We start from the raw sequence: 24,803 nt of genomic DNA, 5'->3' as shown, positions 1-24,803 counted from the left end.
ATGATTTTTAAATCTTCTACTCAAAAAACCTTAATTGCACTTGCCGTCGCGTCCAGCGTTATGTTGTCCGGTTGTCAATCAACCGCATCTACCCCTACAGAGCAACCACAATCAACTGTTGCCAGCGTTGTTGTAACGCCTGCTGATAAAGGCAGCAGCGCAATCACACTTGAGCAAGCAATGGCTCATCCTGATTGGTTAGGCCGCCAAGCAGAGCGTGCGTTTTGGGCTGCTGATTCAAAAACAGTTGTCTATGCGCAAAAGCAACAAGGTAATGAGCTACGAGACTTATTTACACAAGCTGTTGATAGCCAAGCTGCAAGCCAAGTAGCGTTAAATAAGTTGCATACATTAGGGGCTGATGATGCTGTTTATTCAGCGGATCGTACACAGCAAGCTTATGTATTTGAAGGTAATATATTTGTAAAGAACATTAATACAGGTGCAATTACACAAATTACTCACGACAGTGCTAAACAATCTAAACCACAATTTTTAACTGATGGTAATTTAGCTTATCGTCAAGCAAACACTTTTTATAAAGTAGATCTGGCAACGGGACTGCAAGCTGAGCTTGTAAATCTTCATTTGAGCGATGCACCAAAAGGAGTTACAGAGCCTGAAACTTACATCGCTAAAGAACAGCATAAACTGATTGATTACATTGCGCTGACCCATAAAAATAAAAAAGATAAACAAGCGCGCAAAGAGCAACTCAACCAGCAAAATAGTTCAATTGCCAATGCTCAGTTTTACTTAGGTAAAGGCAATGAGTTAGCCGATGTGCAGTTATCTCCAAATGGTAAAGCCTTAATTGCTGTTGTCACTGAAGCCAGACCTTGGCGAGATGAAGCCGACATCATGCCAAACTATATTGCTGATGATGCACGGGTAAAAGCTGAAAAAGTACGTCGTCGTGTTGCTGATGAAAAACCACAAACCTCGCAATTTATCTACATAGATTTAACTGAGCAAACGCAAACAGTACTCGCATTTGATACCTTACCTGGTTTTGATGAAGATGTATTAGCGGCAGTTAAAAAAGAAAACTATGCCCGTGACGGCAAAACATATGAATCTAAAAAAGAACTTCGTGCTATCAACCTAATGATGGATTGGGGATGGGATCAAAGTGCTATCGTCTGGAACAAAGCCGGCACGCAAGTCGCGATTATGCTTGAAGCATGGGATAACAAAGACCGTTGGTTAGCTACTGTTGATACTAAAAATTCCAAACTTGTTTCACAACATCGTTTACACGATGATGCATGGGTTAACTATGCTTATAACGATTTTGGCTGGTTAAATAATTCAGATACCTTGTATTATTTATCTGAAGAAACTGGCTATAGCCACCTATATAAAAAACCACTCAATGGTAAAGCAACACAACTTACCAAAGGCCGGTTTGTCGTATCGAACCTCACACTAACAGATGACGACAGTGCAATTTACTACAAAGCCAATGTTGAGCATCCTGGTCTATATGAAATCTACCGCGTTGATCCACAAACGGCAAAATCAGAGCAAGTAACCAACTTAGACGGTATGACCGACTATAAATTAAGCCCTGATCAAAGCAAATTATTGTTAACACATTCCAAAATCATGGCTCCACCAGAGTTATATGTTGCTGATGCAAAAGCGAATACAACTGCAACGCAGCTAACTCATACAGTATCGAGTGAATTTTTAGCAAAACAATTAATTGCGCCTAAAATTGTTGCGGTACCGTCAAGTCATACTGAACAACCGGTATACGCTAAAGTATATTACCCAGCAGACTACGTAGAAGGTGAGAGCGGCAAAAACCGCAAAGCGATCATTTTTAACCATGGTGCAGGTTATCTACAAAACTCACACATGGGTTGGTCAGGTTACTTCCGCGAATTTATGTTTCATTCATTACTAGCCTCTGAAGGTTATGTAGTGATGGACATGGATTATCGCGCATCAAAAGGTTATGGACGTGATTGGCGTACGGCGATTTACCGTCAAATGGGTACCCCAGAAATTGAAGATTTAGCCGATGGTGTTAAATGGATGGCTGAAAATGCCAATGTTGATACCGGTGCTGTGGGTACATATGGCGGCTCTTATGGTGGCTTTATGACCTTTATGGCGTTATTTACTCAGCCTGATTTATTTCAAGCAGGGGCTGCGCTTCGTCCAGTTACCGATTGGGCACACTATAATGGTCCATACACATCAAACATTTTAAATCACCCAGATGTTGATCCAATTGCGTATGAAAAAAGTTCGCCTATATATTATGCGCAGGGACTTAAAAACCGCTTATTGATCAACGCCCCTATGGTTGATAATAATGTGTTTTTCCAAGACTCAGTACGCTTAGTACAGCGTTTAATTGAGCTTGAAAAAGAAAACTTTGAAACGGCTATATTTCCAGTCGAACCACATGGTTTTGTACAGCCTTCTAGTTGGTTAGATGAATACCGTCGTATTCATAAACTATTTAAAGAAAGTTTATAAGCACTTAAATGTTAGACAACGCCAAGCTTATGCTTGGCGTTTTTTTATATAATTGATCAGCAGTGGCGTTGCGAGTACTATTCCGCCAATTGCACCTATTAAGTGAGCATCAACAGCAACCCGAGAGGCAATTAATTTACTCACTTCAGCACTGGGGCCATGAAATTGTTCATAAGCAATTTTAAGCCAAATACCGATAAACAATAAACCGCCGCTTTTCATGCCAACTTCAATATCTTTGATTGCCCCCCACACAATGACACCATGCAGTAGTGCACTCAATCCGGTGTAAATGTGAATGTCAGGACAAAAAAAGTAAACCCCAATACCGCACCAAGCAGCCAAAAACAAGGTGTGCAATGCATATTGCGTCGGTTTTGTATGCTCAGCATGTAACGCCCATATCAGTACGATACCGGCACAATTTAATGCTAAGTGCGCCCAGTTAGCATGCACATATTGGCTCGTGATCAAACGCCAAACTTGGCCTTGGTCAATGAGCTGGCGATTAAACTCTAAAACATCATTTAAATTAAACGCTGCAAATAGGGCGCTTAATGCCATTAAACACAGCGGGGGTAAAATATATCGGGGTTGAAGTGGTAAATTGACCATTTTATTCTTATTTTTACAGCAAAATTTTGCATATTGTGCCCGTTTAACTTTAAGATGCCAAACATCTCAATGCAATTAAGGTCTTTTTATGTTTTTACCTTTTAAAACCAGCGTCGTCTTTAGTTTAACTCTTTTTACTTTACCGGTTTTAGCCACTCAAACACCACGGGAAGTACGCGAGCCAGAAGCCGCCACTGGCCATCAACTAAAGCAACATGTCACCGGTCAGCAGTATATGGTTGCTGCGGCAAACCCCTATGCAGCTAAAGCTGGACAAACCATACTCGCTAAGGGCGGCAGTGCTGTTGATGCTGCCATTGCAACACAATTAGTGCTGACTTTGGTCGAGCCGCAATCATCCGGGATCGGTGGTGGGACTTTTATGCTGTATTTTGACAAAGGTCATAATAAGCTAACCAGCTTTGATGGCCGCGAAACAGCACCAAGTAATGCTGACGAAACATTGTTTTTAGATGAAAAAGGTAACGCGGCACCTTGGATTGAAGCAGTGGTTGGCGGCCGTTCAGTGGGTGTACCTGGTTTATTGCATGCCTTCGCTAAAGCGCATCAACAATATGGCAAACTTGCATGGGCGGAGCTGTTTAAACCAGCCATAGAACTTGCTGAACAAGGATTTGTAGTATCGCCGCGTTTACATGCTTTATTAGCCAAACAAATAAATCCTGGGGTGACAACACTTCCGGTGATCCGTGATTATTTTTTCCCAGATGGTAAACCGCTTGCTGTTGGCACTGTTAAAACGAACCAACCACTTGCTGAAGTTTACAAAAAAATCGCCAGTAAAGGCATTGATGCTTTTTATAAAGGCGATAACGCTAAGAAAATGGTTGCTGCGGTCACTCATTCTATTGTTGCGCCAGGCACTTTAGCATTAACCGATCTAGCTAATTATCAAAGTAAACAACGTGACGCAGTTTGCACCCCGTACCATAGCTATAAAGTATGTTCTATGGCACCACCGAGCAGTGGCGGAGTCGCGGTGTTACAAATTCTCGCTTTGCTTGAAGATAAGAACATGGGTCAATTTAAAGCTAATTCTGCACAAGCCCTGCATTATTTTAGTCAAGCATCGCGACTCGCTTTTGCGGATCGTAATGTGTATATGGGCGACCCTGATTTTGCAGATATTCCTACTAATGAGCTACTCGATAAACGCTATATCGAGCAACGAACAAAATTAATAAGTGAGCGAGATGAAAAAGCCTATGCAGGGCAGCCTCGTCCATTACTAAGTTACGCACAAGATGATGCGTATGAATTGCCATCTACTACCCATGTATCTATTGTTGACAGTGAAGGGAACGCGGTATCAATGACCAGCTCAATAGAAATGGCGTTTGGTTCAACGGTTATGGTGAACGGTTATATATTAAACAACCAATTAACCGACTTTGCTTTGTCGCCGCGCAAAAACGGCAAATTATTAGCCAACCGCGTTGAAGCAGGTAAACGCCCGCGCAGCTCAATGTCACCGGTGATGGTGTTTAATAACGATGGCAGTTTACGCTTAGTGGTCGGCTCACCTGGCGGTAGCCGAATTATCGACTATGTCGCGCAAGTAGTTATTGGCGTATTAGATTGGCAACTAACTGCTCAACAAGCCATTGACTTGCCAAGAATTACTAATCGTAATAATAATTACACTAGTATTGAAAAAGGCACCGCTATCGAGGCAATTATTCCTGATTTACAAAAGCGGGGTCATACAGTAAAAGTGGTCGATTTAAACTCTGGCTTGCATGCGGTTGAAGTCGTCAATGGCACTTTATTTGGTGCCGCAGATCCTCGCCGCGAAGGGATCGCTTTAAGTGAGCAAAGTATTGTTCTTAAAGAGCACGAAATGCCAGTGAATAAGCCTTAATTGACATCGTGATTTAATGTACAATCTATTTTTACGTGTGTGTTAAGCACACACGTCTTATTTTCTCCTAATGGTCTGACAAGATTGAATATCATTGCTTTTTAATATTCAACAGTAATAATGACAGATCGTAACTTAAAGACTTCGTTAAGCTTGGACTTATGACTACAAATACTGACCCAAATTATCTTTATATTCATCACTCAGGCCCTGGTCTGATCGAAACGCCACTCTTAAATAAAGGCAGTGCATTTACTCAAAAAGAGCGTGAAAGTTTCAACCTTGCGGGATTACTGCCTCCTCGCTATGAAACGATTGAAGAACAGGTTGAACGTTGTTACCAACAATATTCAAGTTTTAAAGACAACCTAAATAAACACATTTATTTACGTGCCATCCAAGATAACAACGAAACACTTTACTATCGTTTAGTGCGTGACCATCTTGAAGAAATGTTGCCTATTATTTACACCCCAACCGTGGGTGATGCCTGTGAAAAATTCTCAGATATTTATCGTAGCGCGCGCGGTTTATTTATCTCTTATGAAGATCGTTATCAAATCGATGATATTTTACGTAATGCGACCAAAGGCAAAGTAAAAGTTATCGTTGTTACCGATGGTGAACGTATTCTTGGTTTAGGCGACCAAGGTATTGGTGGCATGGGCATTCCAATTGGTAAGCTATCACTTTATACCGCCTGTGGTGGCATAAGCCCAGCCTATACGCTACCGGTTATGCTTGATGTAGGAACGAATAACGAAAAGTTATTAAACGATCCTATGTATATGGGTGCTCGCCATAAACGTATTGCACAAGATGAATACGATGAATTTTTAGATCTATTTATTAAAGCCGTTAAGCGTCGTTGGCCAAATGTGTTATTACAATTTGAAGACTTTGCACAACCTAATGCAATGCCTTTATTAAAACGCTACCGTGATGAAATTTGTAGTTTTAATGATGATATTCAAGGCACAGCGGCGGTTACAGTTGGTTCGTTACTTGCTGCATGTCGTGTGAAGAGTGAACAGTTATCAGAACAAAAAGTAGTGTTTGTAGGCGCAGGCTCCGCAGGTTGTGGTATTGCCGAGCAAATCATTACGCAAATGGTGTCGGAAGGTATTTCTGACGAACAAGCCCGCAGCCAAGTTTTCATGGTTGATCGTTTTGGTTTGTTAACACAAGGTATGGAAGGACTGCGCGACTTCCAGCAAGCACTTGCTCAACCTACAGATAAATTAGCTGATTGGACATACAGCGGTGAATACGCCTCATTGCTAGATGTGATGCACTGCACAGCTCCTGATATTCTCATTGGTGTATCAGGGCAACCGGGTTTATTTACTGAGCAAGTCATTCGTGCCATGTATAGTGGTTGCGCGCAACCAGTTATTTTCCCGTTGAGTAACCCATCTAAGCAAGTTGAAGCACTGCCGGAAGATGTGATCAATTGGACACAAGGCAAAGCGATTGTTGCAACTGGCAGCCCATTTGCACCGGTTGTTTATGACGGTGAAACATTTGTAATTCCACAATGTAATAACAGCTATATTTTCCCAGGTATTGGTTTAGGTGTTATTGCGGCGAAAGCCACCAGTATTACTGATGCAATGCTCATGGTGTCGAGTGAAATATTGGCAGAATCATCACCTCGGGCTAATACCGGTAAAGGGAGTTTACTACCTGCACTAACAGAAATTGAAACACTGAGTAAACGCATTGCTTTTGGGGTGGCTAAAAAAGCCATCGAAGAGGGGGCAGCGCTTGAGATCAGCGATGATATGTTATGGGCAGCAATTGACAGAAATTACTGGTTACCAAAATACCGTAATTACAAACGTTGTAGTATCTAAGCGATCACTGCTGATTAACTAGTAAATTATCTAGAAACAGGCTTCGGCCTGTTTTTTTATGCTTGTTCATTTTAAATTAACCGCGTACGGTATCTAATAACGTTATTAAAACTATTAAGGATATGTATGCGTTATTTACCATTGTTAGCCGCGACTCTAAGTTTCAATGTATTTGCAGCCAGTACACCAGATGCCCCACACATTTATATTCAAGGCCAAGCGCAAATCTCCACTATTGCCGATAATGTAAAGTTAGGCGTTGCCATTGTTGAAGTTGATAAGGACTTGATGAGCGCTAAACAAAAAGCTGATCAAACTATGGCTAAAGCGATTAAATTAGCAAAGCAGCAGGGGATTGATGAAAAAAGTATTTATGGTTCACAGATCTCAATTAACCGAGAAAATCAATATAACCGTGAAACAGGTAAACAAGACTTTATTGGTTACCGAGTTAGTCGCACACTTTCACTCACACTGACGGATGTAACAAAATATCCATTACTGCTGCAAAGTTTAGTGAACGCAGGCATTAATGAAATAAATCAAACTGAGTTCACATCGAGTCGTTACGAGTCATTGCAAAAGAAAGTACAAAAAATGGCAATTGCAGATGCAAAATCAGCGGCAAAAGAATTTGCAGCTGAATACGACGTAGAACTCAAAGGTTTGTATAGTGCTTCAAATGCCCCTATGAACATATCAGCTCAACCTTACATGCGTGCTGAAAAAACCATGTTGTCAGACAGTAATTCTGGCAGTTTCGTACCTGATGCCTATCATGCTGGCGAAATCACAATCTCAGCAGACAGCTATGCAATTTATCTAATTAAAAATTAACACTCAACTCATTGGTGGCGAAATTTCGCCACCAATTTATCTCCCATTTCAGGGGAGATCCTCGCGATAGCATTAAGCATATTAATTATTTGCTCGCGATCATACTGATTACTAATATTTTCATTTACATCATCGATAATAGCATCTAAATAAGTAAATAGACTCTGCGCTGCTTTACTGTTCTGGTGGGTTCTGAACAAAATGTTTTTGAACGCTTCGAGTACATTATTCATCACATAACCATCACTTTTTGCATAGTTGCGGATTGGCGTGAAGTTATCATGCAATAATTCATCAAATGATGTTTCATGGAAATATAACAGTGGCTGTTTATCATCACTATGTTTTAAAGAGTAATTAACGTTATAAATGCTTAATCGATCAATGAGTAAAATACTGAGCATATCGATCGCCTTTACCGCAGTACCTGGATCGTTAATACCCGGGCTCATCGCTTTCACTGCAATCTCTGAAATCTGTGTCATTCCAAACCTATAATTGTCACTTACATATTCTTCGATATAAAAAATAAAGCAATTAAGTAGATCTTCAAGGAGTTGCTCGTTATCAGATAAATCATGATTACATTTTAAAAACGGATAGCCTTCAACAGTAAAAAAACCCTGCTTAACTACAACATAAATTTTTATATCATGTTGTTGGCAAAGGGCACATAGTTTATCGCTATTCACGCCTTTAAAGTAACCTTCTGTTTTACTTGAAATATTCGACCAATCGTCAAAGTTAGGAAATACATCGATAGGGTTATCTTTTTGCATGCTAATAATCGATTTCAATTCATTTTTAGTATTCTTATATAAGTCGTTTAATACGTTATCGACTTGAATAGCCCTTGAAATTGAATGGATGAAAAATACAAAAAAGCCTAACGATATTAGGCCAAAAACAAGTGAAAAAAGTATGCCCAATGAAGGAATTCCTATTTCACCATTATCCATAGTACGGATGTTGATCAGCATAACGATTGAAAAAATAATACTGCCGAGATAAAACCCCAAAACAAGTTGATGTGATTTACGCGTTATAAGCCCCGGTAATACTCTAGGTGATAGACTTGCGCTGGCACTATTAAGTACCACCATAACCATAGAAAAACTAAAAACAGTTAGCGAAATAATACTACCCGTTAATGTACTTAGAATCGTTCGTGCATTTTCTTCGCTATCAACCAATAGTACCTCAAGCAGCGACTTAAGCTCCATAACAAAAGAGGTGTACTCTGTTGTGGTAACAAGTACTGCAAACAATAAAAATATCACCGATAATAACGATGGATAGAAACCAATACTACTGACTAATTCTCGGTAATTATCGGCAAATTTTCGCGGAGTAAACATATATGAACCCTAAGATGACTTAGTTGTTGCACCAACAACAGCTAGTTTATGCAGTAAGCTTAACAACAAACTTTGTTGCAGGTCTAATTATTAATAGTAACAGTGCCAATAGGAACGTATTTTTTGTCCGCTGCAGGTTTAAAATCTATAATATATGGGCTTCTAATCGCGGGCGGTAAGATGTTGTTGCTTTATTTATATTTCATCATGATTAATCGGATAAATAGTAAACGCCATTGATACTGTACTGGTTGATTATCATTTGTTATTTAAATAACAATAGTTGTATAGTACTACCAATAATTAGGGAGACTTGGTAATACACAAGTTTTTATAAACACTTAGATAAAAATTAGGTTTATTGTGATTGTATCTTTATATGCTGCTTTATTAGCACTTTTTTATATTTATTTAACGATGAACGTAGTTAAAGTTCGTCGAGCTGAACGAATTTCACTTGGTGATGGTGGTAATCAACAACTGCAATGCGCCATGCGCGCGCATGGTAATTTTATTGAGTATGTTCCTCTTGCAATTATTTTATTGTTTTTAGTCGAGTATCAAGGTTTAGCCAGTCATTATTGCCACGCATTTGGGGCAGCATTACTGATAGGGCGCGTATTTCATAATTTGGGTATTGTCGATAAAAATCTCCGCTATCGCCAAATTGGCGCGCTAACAACCTTCTTAATAATAGCGTTAAATGCGTTTATCTTATTACTTACACGCCTTTATTAAATGTCAGAGAGAATCTTTATAATTGGCCTACCTCGTACGGGCACAACCAGTGTATGCCATGCATTTTTACAACTTGGTTTTAGTTGTGCCCATACAGCCTATACCAAGCAATGTTTTAACCAAGCGCAAGTGATCGCTGACACCCCAATTTTTAATGATTACGAATATTTAGATTCACTTTATCCAGGTGCTAAATTTATCTATTTAGAGCGAGAAGCAGATAAATGGCTGCCTTCAATTCGCCAATTATTACTGAGAATGCACACCAACTTGATGCGAGCGGATGGGGGGTTCAACCCTCATATTAAGCGTTGTTATCTGCATACCTTTGGCCGTTTTTCTGTTGATGAGTTACACAGTGATGCCTATTTGCAACAATGCTATGAGCAACACAAAAGTGCTGCTCATAACTATTTTGCTAAGCGAACAGCTGACTTTTTATCAATAGATATCGCCCATCCAAACAGTTTTAATCAGCTTTGTGATTTTTTGCAATTACAAACTGAACTGACAGAGTTTGAAAAAATGAATATTGGTGGCAAAGTAACAGCTTGGAATGCAATAAAACATCCACTAAAAGTTGCTTCAACAGCAAATGGTAAAATCGATAAATATCTATACCCATCGTCTTGATAGGAAGTAACTACTCAAGGTGATTAAAAATTATTGCTGTAACAAGATTTTGTAGTTCAATTGCGTTAAAATCTCGCCATTAGTTTTTAGGTAAAATATTTATGTTCGAATTAAAATACCATACTCCATTTGCATGGACCGAAGCTGTGATGGCAGACTTTGACACCTTTTTACAAGATCATGCCGCTGCAGAAAAAAAAGCATCCGGTATGGCTATGTCGATGTTGTCGCATTATCCAGATCGCCGCAAGCTTGTAAAAGCAATGACAGATTTAGCACTGGAAGAAATGATCCACTTTAAACAAGTATTAAAGCTACTGCTTGATCGTGATGTTAACTTAGGCAACGACCAAAAAGATCCCTACGTGAAACAAATTCGCGCGATTTTTAGAAATGGCCGCGACGAGTTCTTAATGGATAGATTATTAGTCGGTGCCGTAATTGAGGCGAGGGGACACGAGCGTTTCTCTTTAGTTGCACAAGCATTACCAATCGGCAAAGAAAAAGATTTTTATGTGGCAATAGCTAAATCGGAAGAAAAACATAAGAACTTATTTGTCGAGCTGGCTTATGAATATTTTGATAAAAATGAGGTCGATGCACGATTAGAAGAAATTCTTATCGCTGAAGCTGAAATATGTAAAAACATTCCATTTACTGCAGCGCTGCATTAAACATATGGGCACTAGCTGGTAATTTTATTTATCTAGTGCCTAACTGTAAGTTACTAATTTATCAACGTTTTAAAATTTTTGATTAATTCACTTAACTCAACAATTGTAGGGCTCCCGCCTAAATAATTGGTATCAATATGGTACGTATTTTCGATCCAATATGGCTTAGCGGTTGCGTTATGTCCATGAATAGAGAACAGCACGCCAAGGTTTTGAACCAGTTTTTTACTCTGCGTTATTTGTCTATCCCATAATAAGTCACTGATCAGTTGAGCATTTACTTTCATAGGTTGCTGCCAATCCCAACATGTAGCTAAAGTATGCGACAAACCAATTTTTTCGCCTTGGTAGTTCAATAAAATTGATAGTGGGCATGATATTAATTTATTACAGGCATTTAGTAGGCTATTTTTATCACTATGTTTGTGCCATAGACCGCCATTTTTTATCCATAAGTCATACGCTTGTTGATCTTTAGCAAGTGCCTCGAGCATCATATGCTCATGGTTACCCAAGACCATATAGACACCCAACTGTGAAAAGGTATCTAACAACTTTAAACTATCATTGCCACGGTCGATAACATCACCTAATGAAATTAGTACATCAGCGTGCGGATCAAAACTTACTGAATGGATGGCTTGTAGAAATTTATTATAATCAGCATCTAAATCACCAATCACAAACACACGTTTATCATCCGGAATATCAATAACTTTATTAGGGGACGCATACCGTATTTTATTCGTGCTAATTCCCATCAAAACAAATTACTCCTGTGATTTTACTAATTCTTCATACGATAACATTGTAGCTATGTAAGCTAAAACAATTTATAAATAAGCGAAGTGTTTACTGGTCATAAATAATCAAGCCGTAGTTCACGCTTAAAAAGTCGCTACCAGATAGTCAGCAATAAAAAACGCATCTTACGCTAGGGCACTTGCCTGTGAATATACTAAACGAGCTGTCACGTACAATTGAGCAAATACACGAACGAATGATCGTAGAGCTAGGACCATAGTTCAACCATCATAGCTGCCGGTAAAGTTTAAACATCGGCAGCACATTATAGTTGTGTGTAAATGAGCAATGCTCAAAGTCAGCTAATATAAAACAGATTTAAAGTGCGCTTAGAATCAAAGTTAAACGACCAGCCTTAACAATTAGTTATGTGTGAGTTAGGTATTTGAAATTGATGTAACTGATTTAATCTAAATTTGCATGCAAGTAGGGAAAATAGCGTTTATTAATCACGGTAATTAGTGTAAGCCGCCGCAGAAATTTAGAAAAAAAGACGCTAGATTTTAGAATGCTATTAATTATGTTAAATAGGCTTTACTTTTGACTTTATTGGTCATTACAATGGTGTTTACTGATGTGTTGAAAGAGTAGGGTTTAAACAGTGTTTAAACCCTTTTTAAATGTTAGCTAAAGAAAGCCTTGCGAGCCAAGATGAAATCTAAACCAAATTGTTTAAACTCGGTTTCGTTTAGTAGTTCGAGTACTTCAACGCCTTTACATGTTTCTGCATTGAAGTTAATGGGGAAGAACTGCTCCTCAACATTAAACTCTTTCGCAAGTTCCAATGCACTTTTTAGTGCTGATAATCCATTCTGATTTGTTTCAGAAAGTGAAATATTAATACCTTTGAACTTTATACCGCATAGCTTATCTATCTTGCGTTGGTATGGAGCGAGTACTTGCTCAACCGTTTGCACTGCAGGGCGTTCCGGTGCGGTTGGGCTTTGGAGTGGATCAACTGCTGTAATTGTGCCGTCTTCATTTGCCACGGGCTCTGGCAAGTTAGCGTTAAACTCGTTGACTTGGTTTAGCTCTACTAAGTACTCGTAGTAGCTACGCGCCCATTGCCATTGCTCGCCTTGTGCGGCAATTTCGGCAAATTTTTCAATATGCTCAACTTTACCCTTTGCTATAAGTTGCGACAGGTCATTTACTATTGGCCCTTGTACAAGTGTCGGTAAACCCTGCTCATTAAGAACGGGGGCTTCGTTTTCGTCTAGGACGATAAAATCTAAAAGTGGGGTTATGTTATTTGTCATTTTTAATCCATCCAAGTGGTTCAACGCAACGCGCAGTACCGACCAAAACAGTGTTACCGTTTTCGTCAAGCATTGTGGTTTGATTGTCTGCAATGTGAATTTTGCCATCATCGCCCCAGTCTGTACCGTTGTGTTTCAGCTCTGTGTATGCGTAATTGATAAAGCCTTGCTGGTTTTGAACTGTGTCGTAACTTAACGCTTTAAATGCCGAGCTTGAGTTTGTTGGAGCGGCGAGCGGGATGGCAACGTGCTTAGTCTCTTTACTTGCTGAGAGTTTACCCGTTGCTAAATCAATACCAATTTGATTTAAACTTAGTTCAGCAGCTTGATTGCTTGTTGATGTATTAACGTTACCAGTGAGTGCAAAACCCAAATCGCGCGCTTGGGTTGCTGAGTCAGAGATTAAAACGTTATTTAGATTTCTGATTGCAGAATGGACAGCGTTTTTAGTCATTTTAGCTTTGGTTTTGTACTGCCAAATTGTCACTTGGTTAGCTGGCATATTAGTGACTGTAACCGTGTTTTTAGCCGCGTTACCAATTGCTGTAGTGGCCTGAGTCCACGTTGCACCGCTATCGGTCGTATGAGTGCGGGTAATGTCAGAACCTAAACCAACATATGGGCGTGTGAGTGCAAAATCATCTTTCGCACCGTTGGGCAAATCCGGTAAATAGCTGCCTGTCCAGCCGTCTTTGAGGTCATTGCATTGTAGTATGTCTGGTATTGAGCCTTGCACATCTGTATGTATAAAAACTGAAGATAGCGAAGGTCCAATAGCTAATGACAGAACGTAATTAAGATTTTCACCCGCAGGTATGCCGTGACCAATAGCGGGGGCGATTGGTACAATACGAATGTTATAGCCCTCCAATGAACCTGACGATGAGTCAAGCAACGAAAATCCTTGTATTTTGAAATACATTGGACTGCCATTGTAAAAAATGCAAATCGATGAAAAATCTAGTGAGGAATTTAAATTATTTGTCCACCAACTTGGCTTCGTCATTCCTAAATTTAAATATGTCGTAGTGTGATACCCAGAGGTTTGCCCCACATTCGTTATGACGGCACTTTCTTGTCCACGATACTCACCTGATTTAATAGCTAAGTCGGCTTCTGCAAAATCTTCTTGCTTTAAACCCCACGCTGAATAGCGCATATCACGGCAGACACCGCCTTGGCCCCATGCGTAGATAGCATCATAGAAACGTCCATCAGGTCTACCAGAAAAATTGCTAGTCACGCTGCCGCCAATAGCCCCAGAAGCGACATATCCACCTGAACCATGATAATTAAAACAATCACTTCTACTCGTTAATTTTCTTTCAGTGTTTGCAGCCCACCATTTTACTCGGCTACCATTTGTATTTACGATGGTTGATGTGCCTTGAGGATTAAGGTGCGGGTGATATGCGCCCTGATTTAAGCGATTGACGGTACCACAAACTAAAAAATAACATTCACCGGCAACTGCTGAATCTAAATCGGCGGCACTTGAATCCGACATAGCCCCAAAAACTCCGGCATCGATACCCGCAACTGGATGAGCAATCCCCAAAGATTTTGAGCTGTATAGCGGAAATGCACTACCAATAGCTTGTGCTACGTCACGTTTCCCCTGTGGTCGCACATGCTTTATAGGATTCACAGAGGCATAATCTAGGTAACCTCGATTTGAAGCGTCAACAAAATCCCAGTTGTTGTTTCCGGTTCCAGCAAAACTGCGCCCACGAGCACAAAATTGATAAAATTTCCCCGTTGCATCATCAAAATAAATATTATTTTCAGGATCACTTGCAATGACTCTGCGTTGTGCTTCCGTAGCCGTTTGCCAGTTAACGCCTTTGCCGCGACTTGATTCATCCCCCTCATACCACGCAAAATAAGTGACTGGGCGAACATTATCACTTACCGTTGCTACACCATTGACACTTGTTGCTTGGCTTTGAATTAACCCATTGGCATAAACAAACGGATCAGCATCATTAATCTCACGTAAAAACCCCTCAAAGCCCCACATATCAACTCTATCAGTGACAGCTTTATTTGTTTCCGTTTCACTTGCAAATGCAATGGCGGGTGTTGCGTGTGTAACTGAAACACCCGTTTCACTGTCATAAGTGCGAGTACCGTCTTCAGTAGGGGGGAACTGTAAATAGTTATCTCTTGCTGCACTATTTAGATATTCTATTTTTGTTAGCACTCCTGCGACATTAACAAGAGGATAATCACTTTTAGAATTGCCTATAGCGCTAGTTGAACGCCCAAGGACTAAAGTTCGGCCTTGTGAATTTAAAACCCAAAGCCCTTGATTTATTGAACCACCCGCTCCGGTTAAATGCTTACCAAAATGCATAAAACCACTGGCCGCATACTTCTCATTGTTCGCAGCGCGGCGGGCTTCAAACTCTACCTTACGCATGGCCCACGGATAGGGATGGTATGCGTCCATTTGTGCTTCGTTATCTGCCTCAATTTGTTTGAGGGTTTTAACTGTTGTTGTGGTGCCGTCTTGATTAACGAACGTGACGTTACCCATATTTGTTTGCCAGTTTTGCATGGCCACAAAATTATCGTTGACGTTTTTATTTGCGTTGTTAATAGCATCAACAGCGGCTCTAAAATCGCCCGTGGTGGGTATTACAACAGCGGGCTGGCTAGACTGGCTACTGTTAGCCCAGTTTTTAACAAGCTCAATGTATTGCTGGCTTGCAGCGCCAACATAGCCGCGATTTATCTCAACTAAAAACCCAGCTAAAAATAAAAAATCACCTTGGCGAATGTTAGCGATACTCTCGCCGCTGTTGATTGTGACCACTTTAGAGCCGTTGGTCACGCTGGCTTGACTGGCTGTAAATGCTGCCATGGTTTAGACCTCTTGAGATATTAATGTTAGTTTTTGGGTGGTGGTATATGAACCCGACACCTGTAAGCCTGTACGACTGGTGATCGCTAATTTATAGGTGCGGTTTGATGCATTTTGTTTATTGTCTGTATAGGTAAACGATCCTGATCACGATTGATTCGTGCTCCAAAGGTATTTTCGAGATTCAAAATCGTACTCACTACTGACGCTGGCGCTGCCCGTGAATGATTGGGTTTTGCGTGATACCCAGCCACCATTTATATACTCATAAAGTACAATAGTATAATCAGGTGCGGGTGGGGCGCTTGGGGCTGTGTCACTACGACCAGTTGCGTACGCATTCGCTTGCAACGAACAAACAAGGTCGATCACACCACCATTACTTCCAAATGGGCCAATTGTTACATTTGCATTCGATGCCAAGCTTGTTGTTGTTAGCGCCGTGCTTAAAATACCTGTTGTGATCGAGCCGCCAAAATATGCGTTGCCTGACGTGTCTTTCCATTCGAGTGCGTTCGATTTACGTAACGCAGCTAGATTGGGTAAGCCATTACTCATTATTTTAGGGCCATACCAGTACCAAAGACTATCTGGTCCGAACCCGCTGGCAAGCTCAATTTTCATAAAAGCGCCACCAATCAAATCAATGCGGGGTGACTCAATACGAGTACCGGCTCTTAATACTTTTCCATCTAATGTATCGTCAATTAACGCACTGCCGTGGATTCGTAATGTGTAACTTTCCCACGAACTGCCGTTGTAGCGCTTTGTTGTCTGGATTTTTGCATCACTAGATTTATAAATAGTTACGCGATCGTGCTCAACGGGTGAACCAGGTACGCTGGCATTTGCTGTCGCATCTGACCACGCGCCTATTGACGTGGCTACACTTACCTCTATTGAACCACGACTACCATTGGTGCCATTAGTACCATTAGTGCCGTCATTACCATCAAAATAATCAATGCCTTTTATTGGGCTGTAACCCGCTAACCCCAATTGAGTAAATGCAATGTTAGTAAGCTCTGTACCTACTTGATAAATACTACAATCAAACCCGTATTCACCTGTTGGTGCCGTAAGTGATGAATAAAAAAGCACGCCGTTTTTGTAGTAATGTACGTGCTCGCCATCACACTCCACAGCTAGATTGTCTGAGCTGGTATAACTGCCAAAAAAGCCAACATACGTACCCGATTCATAGATACTAATTGAACCTTGATCACCGTAAAGTGCATAGTTAATGTGCTCATAACCACCCAACGTGTTGGCTGTTTGGCTAAGCCCAAAAATAGTATGGCGGCTATCATTTAACGTCGCAGATACAGCACATGCTTTGTATTTCATAACACTCTGAGCACCAGCATCCCAGCCTAATGATCCAGCAACCTTAGTAACACTGTTACCAGTTTTTACTGCATTGGCGTTTACAGCGTTAATAGTAAATGCACTCGCGCCATCTACGCCGTCCGCTCCATCCTGCGCTTTAATATCATCCAGTGTGTTTACTTGGTGGCCGTCACCAAGCACCAAGCGCCCACGTATAACATGCTGTGGGTTTTGCGGATCGGTATTATCAACGTAGGACGTTGGCACAAAGGTGTCACCAACCATCACGCCTTGGCGTATAACATCACCCACTAAATCAATGCTTGCAATTTCGCCATCGTTATAGCCCGCAATACCTGTTACGCGACCATTGTTATCAAGCGTCCAGCCACCGCGAGCAACCAGCTTACCGCCCACCGTGGTAAACAGTTGGCGTAGCTGTTTAATGCTTGCCGTGCTTTCACCGTCTGTTATTTGCATATTGGCGATAAATTCAGCGAGCGGGCCATTAACCCACGAACCGCCATCTGCAACACATTGCACCGCGTCATTTTCGCTGGTGATTTGCCCCTCAGCATTTACGCAATAACCTACTGCAGTGCGGGTGTATTGCTGAGCTGTGGCTATCGCGGTGTTTTTAGCGGCCTCGGTATCATCATTAATTTTGCTGGTTAGGGTTTGTTGTAACGTGCTGAACGCTTGGTCTTGGCTTGCAAATGTTTGGGTTATTTCGTCAAACTCAGCAATAGTGTCGTCAACAAACGATGCAAATTCTTCATCACGCAGCGTACTTGCTTCATTGATTGTTGCTAGGGCAGTAGTAACATCACTAAAACGCGCTGTAACGTTTTCAAACGTGGCTTGATAACGTTGGTCACGCACTACACTTGATTGATATTGATTTGCCACCGCTTTATTTAGTGATGTAATAATGGCATTGCTGTTGTTAAAAATGGCTGCTAACTCAAGCTGCTGCTGAGCCAAACTTTCAAAATCACCAGCTTGAGCTTGCAGCTTTTCGTTAGCGAGCGACGCTTTAACATTGAGCGTTGCCAACTCATTGTCTTGCATCATTTGGTTATACGCTGCAATTACATCATTCAAGCCCTGCGCTTGTTGCCCAAGCTCTAGCCCTTGAATTTGTACAATGCTAGTTGTTACCGCGCCCTCAGCGGCGTCTAATCGTTGTTTTACATTCGCAAAAGTAGCATTTACGCCGTCTTCTTTATCATTGAATAACGTGATCTGATTTTCAATATAACCCTCTGCCGCATTAATAAACTGCTGCGCGTTATTGGCTTTTTGCAAAGTGCCATTGTCAGCAAACTGCTGCAGCGTGGCGCTTATTTGATACGTTGCATTAAATGTATCAAGCAGTTGGCTTACGTTGCTTTGCGTTTGATAGCCCTGCAGCGTTACCCACGCTGCCCCAATTTCAACTGCGCGCTGCACTGCTGGGCCGTCAATCCATTCATGGCCAGCGGCAATACAGGCCATTGCGTCTGGTTCATCAACGCGGTTGCCCTCGGCATCTACGCAATAGCCGGTTACTGCGCGGGTAAACTCGTTAGCAGTTGCAAGCATGGCCAAATCTTGCGTTTGAAACTCAATGCGTAATTGTGAACCCATGCTTGCACGAGCTTGTTGCTCTGTGCTCACTAAATTATCAATGCGGTTTAAATCAGCCTCGGCGCTGCCCATGCGCACGCTTAGTTGCTGCTGCGAGTTGGCAGTTACAGTTAGATCGTCTGCATTGGCTTGTATTAAATCGTACGCAAATGCAATGTTATCGTTTATGCCGTTTGGTTTATTAACAAACTGGGTGATCAAGTTTGTAATGGTGCCATCAGCGGCATTTATCCATTGCTGGGCTTCTTTTGCTGCAGTGATTATGCCCTCGTCGTTAATCTGCTGGATTGTTGCAGTTATGCTGTATTCACCGTCAAACGTGCTAATAAACTGCTCAACGTTCGCGGCGGTTTGGTAGCCTTGGTTATTAACAAAAACGCTGGTGTAGTCGTTAATTAACTGTACCAGTGGGCCGTCAACCCACTCATGGCCAGCGGCAATACATGCCATGGCGTTAACTTCATCAACTTTATTGCCCTCGGCATCTACACAGTAACCAACAATGGCATCAACCCTTTCGTTGGCTTGTGCTACTGAGCGCGTACCCTCGTTGATAATTTCAGCGCGCAGCTCACGTTCAGTGCTTGAACGGGCGGTACGTTCGTTCGCAAATGCTTGGTTTAAACTCGTTAAATACGCAGCGTTTTGGCCGTATAAGCCCACTAATTCAAGTGTTTGCGTTGCGAGTGATTCAACATCATTAGTAACAGCGGCAAGCTTTTGATTAGCGGCAGCAAGGCTAAAGCTTTGCTCTGCAAGTTCTTTGTCTTGCTGCATTTTGTTGTATGCTGCAATAACCTCATTTAAGCCTAAGCCTTTAACATCAATTTCTAGGCCGCTTACTTGGGTAATGCTTTGGCTTATTTCGCCAGCGATGGCATCAATGCTTTGTTCAGCGGTGCTAATGCGCTGGTTTACACCATCGTCACTGTTTAAAATGCTGGTTACTTGGTCACGAATGGTGGCATTTGCTCCGTCGATCCACGTTTGAGCAGCGTTGGCTTTTACGATGATGTCTTGGTCGTTAAACTCTTGCAGCGTAGCGGCAATGCTGTACTGAGTATTAAACGAATCTATAAGCGTTTGTACGTTACTTTGCGTTTGATAGCCCAGGGCGTTAACCCAAGCGGTTGTTGCATACTGTGCCATAACGCCCGTTGCGGCGTTAATGTCTTGCTCAAGCTCTGTGGTACGCGCGGTAATGTCTGCAAGGGCTAAATCGTTTGCACCGCGTTTACCCACCTCGATAAAGTCGATATCACACGCGCCAAGGTCAAACTCTAAACTGGTAATCGTACCCGTGTAGCCCTGTGTTCCAGTAGCATCAAGCGTTAAAGTCTCAAAGTCGCTGCTCGTTGGCTCAGGCAAATGTAGGGCAGTGGCCCCCCCATTAAATTTAATATCACCTTTCCATGTTCCGCCTGAGTGTTTACGCACGCGCAGGCGAAACATCGGGTTTTCATCGGCGTTATAGCTAATTGCTGGGCTACTAATTTGCGCGGTGGCCACAATGTATCCAAGGGCATTATGGCTATCTGGATCAAACCCTTCGCTACTTGTATTAAACTGCCAACTGTATGCGGGTTGCAGTGCAGCTAATGCACCGGCTATCTGACTTTCAACTTCACTAAACGTGGCTTTTTGGTTGATTTGCGCGGCTTGAACAATAAGCTGCGCCTCAGCATGGCTAATACGATTTTGAGACTGAGCAATTTGCTGTGACGCAAGGGTAATTTTACTGTTCACACCGTCAATTAAAAGCGTAGCGCTATTAAAGCTTTCATCCGCATACGCAAAGGCACGGTTTACAATAGTGCCAGTATCCGGATCAACATACACAGCCGCATCAATCAAACGCTCATTATTAAACGCACGGCGCTCGTATTCGTTACGCCAGTTTGTATAAGCACTCGTTATGTTTAACAAACTCAAACCAATGTTTTGTTGAGCTAAACGCTGCTGCTCAATGGCAATATTATTGATTTTAATCAGCGCGGGTAAACTGTTTTGATTCGACTCGTCTAAAACTTCGGTTACGCGCTCTAAATCATCTATTTTGCTGTTTGAGTTGGCTAATTGCTGCTGTAAGTTGTTTGGGTTCTCAGCGTCAATCACTTGTACTTTTTCAGCAAGGCCGGTTATCGCATCAAGGTTTTTAGCAATTAAGCTCGGTAGGTTGTTCTCGGTTTCTGGGCGCAGGCGGTCTACTTGTGCGTTAATGTCTGCTATGAGTGTTTGGGCTTCTTCGCTTAGTTTAGTGAGGGGTAATTCATTAATGTACTCTGTTAAGTCAACAGTAGTCGTGGTGGCCGTTACATTCACCCAATCACTTTCGCCCAGGTGATTTACGCTGCGCACTCTAAATTTATAGTCGGTTTCGCTTTTTAAACCGATGCGATTATAAATTTGTGCAAGCACACGTTCGCCGCTTTGTGGCTGTGCGTTAGTGCCTAAAAACTCCCACTCAAATGCAGTGCCAATGCCTGCTGCAGCAATCTCGGCAGTGAGCGTAATTTGGTTATAATCAGCCGTTACATACACAGTGGGCAACGTAGGGGTGAGTACATTAAATTGCACAGCAACAAGCTGTGAGCGCTGGCCAAAAATGTTTTTAGCGCTAATACGTGCGGTGTATTCTCCCAGCTGCAAATTAGGGATTGTTACTTGTGTATACGTAACAGAGGTTTTAAATACCGGCTCGTTGGCGTCGGTATTAATAAACTCAACATCGTATTCATTAACTGCAAGCGGGGTCGGGTGATTCCATTTGATTATGCCGTTGCCATCACCATCTATTGTTACCCGTACATCAAAAACAGGCTGAGGTTTACCCACCAAATAGTCACTGTTTGGGGTTAAATCCTGCGCGCCAGGTATTATGTTATCAGCCCATAAATTAGGGCCGTCTTCAACACACATCAAGCTTACACCGCCATCTAATCTAAAGCGGCGCTCGGTTACACGGTAAATTTTATTGTTAATCGACTCGCGGGGTAAGTTTAAAAGCACAGTACGGCCAACCGCAGCAGCTAAGCCTTTGTGCTTAAGCGGTAGCTCTATTTCGCCAAGGCGTGTTTGCTCTAAATAAATTGTTGCTAGGCGCTGCGCAGTGGTGCTACTGCGTACAAATGGCAGTGAAATAGACTTTTCTAATATCTGATTATCAATGGTTTGATACCCAGTAGACACGACAGGCGGGGCGTCTGTACGATCGTAGTTTTGCTCAGGGTCGGTAAATGTGGCTCTAACAACATTGGCACGGTCGCGTAAATCAGCATGCCATTTAATTTTAATATTGCCGTGTACATCATCCTGGTTAATTGTATACGTCGGGTTGCCATACCATGCACCTACCCGCACATACCATTGGCCCATTTGTCTAAAAATTTTACCCGCAAAACAGGCTTCTAACTGGTTTAAAACATCAATTGGTTTGGTGCTAAATGTAAAGCTGCCATTGGTTGTGTAGCGCGGCTCAGTGGTAACAACACCCTGAGCGTCGGTAAACTCGGCGTCTTCATCACACACGTTAATTGCCGCAATCCACCACTGCAACGGCAACCTGCTAAAGGGCACTTCATACGCGCCATAAAACCGCACATAGTGCAGGGCGCACAGTACGGCGTTTTGACTCCAAAGCCAGGTGGTTTCATCATCAGGGTCTTGGCTTGTATCCCGTGGGTCCCACACTCTAGCGCCGCGTATTAAAAAGCCCATATCGCCAATGCCGTCTTCAAACACTTCGCGGTTATTTTCAATCTCTATAAAAATATAGCTTTGCCCAAAGCCCACATGCTCGCTCGTCCAGCCTGCCATTTTAGCCACCGCTTTTGCGTTAGCTGTGGTTTGGCGGCCATCGCTTAACTCATAATCCCAACTCTCACTTGGGTAATCACTCAGCTTTTTATCAGCAATGTAAATCTCTTCAAGGGCATCAATAGGCGCACCGTTAATGAGTACAATTAATTGCATCCATTTTTTATCGCCTTTTTCAACTTCCGCTTGGTGAGCAATAATACCGCCCACACGGTCACGGCCAAAAGTAATACGCCTTGGTTGGTCTATGCCTTTTTGCAGGCCTTGGCCAAGGGTTGCTAAATCATTTTCTGGCAAGTCCGGCGCTAACGAATCCCACAGTGCGCCAAGCCCTGTATAATCAAAAACAGTATCAACAACATTAACAACCGTATCTACAACCTTAGACATTGCGCTGCTCCAACGGGTAAACTGCTTTTACTGTGTCCATTGGTCGGGTTACTAAACCATATTCCCCCACACACACCACTGCGTTTACAGTCACTATGCCGCCCACATACTCACCTTTAAATTCAACTAAGGCGATATCACCACGGCGGGCGTAACTAAGCGCTATAGCAGGGTTTAAACGCTCTTTAAACACATTGAACATCATTTAAACCGTGTTTAAATAGTTGTTTAAACGCGCCAGTTTCAGTGCGGTATTTACCTCTAAAATCCGCTGCTACATCACTGCCAGTTGCAAATAACACCCAGTCGGCAACGAATAGGCAGCAATCATTTTTACCCCATTTAAACGGTTCACAGTTTCGTTGGTTAATAAATGCAGCAAGCTTAGCGGCGACGTTCATTGCGTGGCCCTCCTATATAATTACCAGGTTGCGTATCAGGTAGGTTTTGTTTGTTCGCGGTGGTTTGTTCACTAAAAAATACATCACCCGGGTAAAGTGATTTTTGCGTGGCGTCGTTCCAACGTTGATTTAAACGGGCTTCTTTCCAGCGCTCGCTTTCACCTGCAACACTTAGCTGTATTTGCGATACATCGCCGCGCTCTACGTCACAGGCAACAATGTATCCACTTTCAAGCAATTGGCTTTGGCTTACGCGGTAGTGTTCATCCACAGTAACAAGGTAAATTTCACAGCCCTGGCTTATAGGGTCGTTTTCGGCCACCTCGGCTAATACAGCTTGGTCTTGGGTGTGTAGGGTTAAACGTATGCTGGTGCTGTCGTTTTTATCGCTGGCGGGTATTTCGCTCACAGTGCCAAGCATGCCCACGCCATGCCAGGTTAAATTAGCAAAGCGGCGTTCACCGACACCTGTATGCAGCAGTACATCGCCGCTTTTAAACGCCAGGCGTACAAAAAAGCGAGCGCGGCCACTGGTGGCTAAATCAGTAAGTAGGGCGGCGTTTAGGCTTTCCATTAAAACGCCTCCCGACCTTTAATTTTCCAGCTTGTAACTATGCCGTTTTTATACTGCGCACTGGCAAGGCCTTGCTTGTTATCAGCCAAACGGAATAAACCAACCGGTTGTTTAAAGGTAATTAGGGTGTTGTCTGCAGGTATTTTACGCAGAGGGGATTCAAATATTACTGTGGCGCGGCCAAGTGAGTCAGTCACTAAATCTTGGGTTAAAACTTTTAGCTCAGTGTTTTGGCCAACACCTACTTGCATACGTTCGCCAACAACCAATAGGCTTTGGTTAGCGGGTAAGCCATCAATAATTAAAATATTGCCGTCTTGGTTATCACCACGCACATAACCCACAAAATCTTTATCAAGTTGTTCACGGCGGTAATCAATTAAGGTAAACGTGCCCACTTGGCCGCGTAAACTGGCAATAAAGCCATCAAGCGCCAACGCATCGCGCTCAGGGACATTGGCAAGTTCAATTTCAAATTCCCAGTAAGCACCCTCAAGGTCGTAAACCTCGGTCGCGTTATTGGCTTTATTTAAATGAGTTTGGCTATTTGGTACTAACGTAAAGTTAGAGAGCTTAGGCCGTTTGGGTAGGGGGAGTGGTTGCATCGTTACCAAGTTTCATAATAAAACACTGGTAACGAGTATAAAAT

The 24,803-nt window shown here is 42.2% G+C and carries 17 protein-coding genes; 7 read left to right on the top strand and 10 right to left on the bottom strand.

Annotated features, from left to right (window positions below; all coding sequences use genetic code 11):
* Positions 1–2,493: a S9 family peptidase gene (locus PSR9079_RS08690; RefSeq protein ID WP_149981164.1), complete on the top strand. Its 2,493-nt coding sequence runs from the start codon at positions 1–3 to the stop codon at positions 2,491–2,493.
* A 27-nt stretch (positions 2,494–2,520) separates the two neighbouring features.
* On the opposite strand, the gene rrtA is transcribed toward PSR9079_RS08690, so the two are convergent.
* Entirely contained in the window at positions 2,521–3,108 is a 588-nt protein-coding gene (gene rrtA / locus PSR9079_RS08685; protein WP_149981163.1) for a rhombosortase, read from the bottom strand.
* 88 nt (positions 3,109–3,196) lie between these two features.
* Here rrtA and ggt point away from each other — a divergent pair, with 88 nt between their 5' ends.
* The 3 genes from ggt to PSR9079_RS08670 all read left to right on the top strand — a co-directional run bounded on the left by ggt (position 3,197) and on the right by PSR9079_RS08670 (position 7,683).
* Positions 3,197–4,990 carry a gamma-glutamyltransferase gene (gene ggt / locus PSR9079_RS08680; protein WP_149981162.1) on the top strand — a complete coding sequence of 598 codons (1,794 nt, stop codon included), beginning with the start codon at positions 3,197–3,199 and terminating at the stop codon, positions 4,988–4,990.
* 161 nt (positions 4,991–5,151) lie between these two features.
* Positions 5,152–6,846, top strand: a complete 1,695-nt coding sequence (locus tag PSR9079_RS08675; RefSeq protein WP_149981161.1) for an NAD-dependent malic enzyme — start codon at positions 5,152–5,154, stop codon at positions 6,844–6,846.
* A gap of 126 nt (positions 6,847–6,972) precedes the next feature.
* Positions 6,973–7,683, top strand: coding sequence for an SIMPL domain-containing protein (locus PSR9079_RS08670; protein ID WP_149981160.1), 711 nt, complete (start codon positions 6,973–6,975; stop codon positions 7,681–7,683).
* 8 nt (positions 7,684–7,691) lie between these two features.
* Here PSR9079_RS08670 and PSR9079_RS08665 read toward each other — a convergent pair whose 3' ends face one another.
* Positions 7,692–9,041 (bottom strand): DUF2254 domain-containing protein, encoded by a 1,350-nt coding sequence (locus PSR9079_RS08665; protein WP_149981159.1) that lies wholly within the window; start codon positions 9,039–9,041, stop codon positions 7,692–7,694.
* A 363-nt stretch (positions 9,042–9,404) separates the two neighbouring features.
* Here PSR9079_RS08665 and PSR9079_RS08660 point away from each other — a divergent pair, with 363 nt between their 5' ends.
* The 3 genes from PSR9079_RS08660 (at position 9,405) to PSR9079_RS08650 (ending at position 11,086) form a co-directional block, all read left to right on the top strand.
* On the top strand, positions 9,405–9,779 hold the full coding sequence (locus tag PSR9079_RS08660; RefSeq protein WP_149981158.1) for an MAPEG family protein: 375 nt from the start codon (positions 9,405–9,407) through the stop codon (positions 9,777–9,779).
* The gene (locus tag PSR9079_RS08655) at positions 9,780–10,412 is read left to right on the top strand and encodes a sulfotransferase family protein (protein WP_149981157.1); all 633 of its coding nucleotides are present in this window, start codon (positions 9,780–9,782) and stop codon (positions 10,410–10,412) included.
* Between the two features lie 101 nt (positions 10,413–10,513).
* Entirely contained in the window at positions 10,514–11,086 is a 573-nt protein-coding gene (locus PSR9079_RS08650; RefSeq protein WP_149981156.1) for a MiaE family protein, read from the top strand.
* A 53-nt stretch (positions 11,087–11,139) separates the two neighbouring features.
* On the opposite strand, the gene PSR9079_RS08645 is transcribed toward PSR9079_RS08650, so the two are convergent.
* The 8 genes from PSR9079_RS08645 to PSR9079_RS08615 form a co-directional block, all read right to left on the bottom strand.
* Positions 11,140–11,847, bottom strand: coding sequence for a metallophosphoesterase (locus PSR9079_RS08645; RefSeq protein ID WP_179959159.1), 708 nt, complete (start codon positions 11,845–11,847; stop codon positions 11,140–11,142).
* Positions 11,848–12,513: 666 nt separating this feature from the next.
* A complete protein-coding gene (locus tag PSR9079_RS08640; RefSeq protein WP_149981154.1) occupies positions 12,514–13,149 on the bottom strand; it encodes a hypothetical protein in 636 nt (211 codons plus the stop codon).
* A complete protein-coding gene (locus tag PSR9079_RS08635) occupies positions 13,139–16,015 on the bottom strand; it encodes a hypothetical protein (protein WP_149981153.1) in 2,877 nt (958 codons plus the stop codon). Before PSR9079_RS08635 ends, PSR9079_RS08640 begins: the two co-directional genes overlap by 11 nt.
* A gap of 147 nt (positions 16,016–16,162) precedes the next feature.
* A complete protein-coding gene (locus PSR9079_RS08630; protein WP_149981152.1) occupies positions 16,163–23,179 on the bottom strand; it encodes a fibronectin type III domain-containing protein in 7,017 nt (2,338 codons plus the stop codon).
* Positions 23,172–23,372 carry a DUF6950 family protein gene (locus PSR9079_RS23925; protein ID WP_246175518.1) on the bottom strand — a complete coding sequence of 67 codons (201 nt, stop codon included), beginning with the start codon at positions 23,370–23,372 and terminating at the stop codon, positions 23,172–23,174. Before PSR9079_RS23925 ends, PSR9079_RS08630 begins: the two co-directional genes overlap by 8 nt.
* Entirely contained in the window at positions 23,365–23,580 is a 216-nt protein-coding gene (locus PSR9079_RS23920; protein WP_246175517.1) for a DUF6950 family protein, read from the bottom strand. The genes PSR9079_RS23925 and PSR9079_RS23920 overlap by 8 nt, the downstream gene beginning before the upstream one ends.
* Positions 23,564–24,154, bottom strand: a complete 591-nt coding sequence (locus PSR9079_RS08620) for a hypothetical protein (RefSeq protein ID WP_149981151.1) — start codon at positions 24,152–24,154, stop codon at positions 23,564–23,566. Before PSR9079_RS08620 ends, PSR9079_RS23920 begins: the two co-directional genes overlap by 17 nt.
* Positions 24,154–24,759 carry a hypothetical protein gene (locus PSR9079_RS08615; protein WP_149981150.1) on the bottom strand — a complete coding sequence of 202 codons (606 nt, stop codon included), beginning with the start codon at positions 24,757–24,759 and terminating at the stop codon, positions 24,154–24,156. The genes PSR9079_RS08620 and PSR9079_RS08615 overlap by 1 nt, the downstream gene beginning before the upstream one ends.
* Between the last annotated feature and the right edge of the window lie 44 nt (positions 24,760–24,803).

The organism is Pseudoalteromonas rhizosphaerae (genome assembly GCF_902498845.1).
GTDB classification, from domain to species: Bacteria; Pseudomonadota; Gammaproteobacteria; order Enterobacterales; family Alteromonadaceae; genus Pseudoalteromonas; species Pseudoalteromonas rhizosphaerae.
This window is presented reverse-complemented; position numbering and strand designations above follow the sequence as displayed.

Excerpts from the sequence above, each read along its gene's own strand:
- PSR9079_RS08690 (WP_149981164.1), top strand. The coding sequence starts at position 1 with ATGATTTTTAAATCTTCTACTCAAAAAACCTTAATTGCACTTGCCGTC.
- rrtA (WP_149981163.1), bottom strand. The coding sequence starts at position 3,108 with ATGGTCAATTTACCACTTCAACCCCGATATATTTTACCCCCGCTGTGT.
- ggt (WP_149981162.1), top strand. The coding sequence starts at position 3,197 with ATGTTTTTACCTTTTAAAACCAGCGTCGTCTTTAGTTTAACTCTTTTT.
- PSR9079_RS08675 (WP_149981161.1), top strand. The coding sequence starts at position 5,152 with ATGACTACAAATACTGACCCAAATTATCTTTATATTCATCACTCAGGC.
- PSR9079_RS08670 (WP_149981160.1), top strand. The coding sequence starts at position 6,973 with ATGCGTTATTTACCATTGTTAGCCGCGACTCTAAGTTTCAATGTATTT.
- PSR9079_RS08665 (WP_149981159.1), bottom strand. The coding sequence starts at position 9,041 with ATGTTTACTCCGCGAAAATTTGCCGATAATTACCGAGAATTAGTCAGT.
- PSR9079_RS08655 (WP_149981157.1), top strand. The coding sequence starts at position 9,780 with ATGTCAGAGAGAATCTTTATAATTGGCCTACCTCGTACGGGCACAACC.
- PSR9079_RS08650 (WP_149981156.1), top strand. The coding sequence starts at position 10,514 with ATGTTCGAATTAAAATACCATACTCCATTTGCATGGACCGAAGCTGTG.
- PSR9079_RS08645 (WP_179959159.1), bottom strand. The coding sequence starts at position 11,847 with ATGGGAATTAGCACGAATAAAATACGGTATGCGTCCCCTAATAAAGTT.
- PSR9079_RS08640 (WP_149981154.1), bottom strand. The coding sequence starts at position 13,149 with ATGACAAATAACATAACCCCACTTTTAGATTTTATCGTCCTAGACGAA.
- PSR9079_RS08635 (WP_149981153.1), bottom strand. The coding sequence starts at position 16,015 with ATGGCAGCATTTACAGCCAGTCAAGCCAGCGTGACCAACGGCTCTAAA.
- PSR9079_RS08630 (WP_149981152.1), bottom strand. The coding sequence starts at position 23,179 with ATGTCTAAGGTTGTAGATACGGTTGTTAATGTTGTTGATACTGTTTTT.
- PSR9079_RS23920 (WP_246175517.1), bottom strand. The coding sequence starts at position 23,580 with ATGAACGTCGCCGCTAAGCTTGCTGCATTTATTAACCAACGAAACTGT.
- PSR9079_RS08620 (WP_149981151.1), bottom strand. The coding sequence starts at position 24,154 with ATGGAAAGCCTAAACGCCGCCCTACTTACTGATTTAGCCACCAGTGGC.
- PSR9079_RS08615 (WP_149981150.1), bottom strand. The coding sequence starts at position 24,759 with ATGCAACCACTCCCCCTACCCAAACGGCCTAAGCTCTCTAACTTTACG.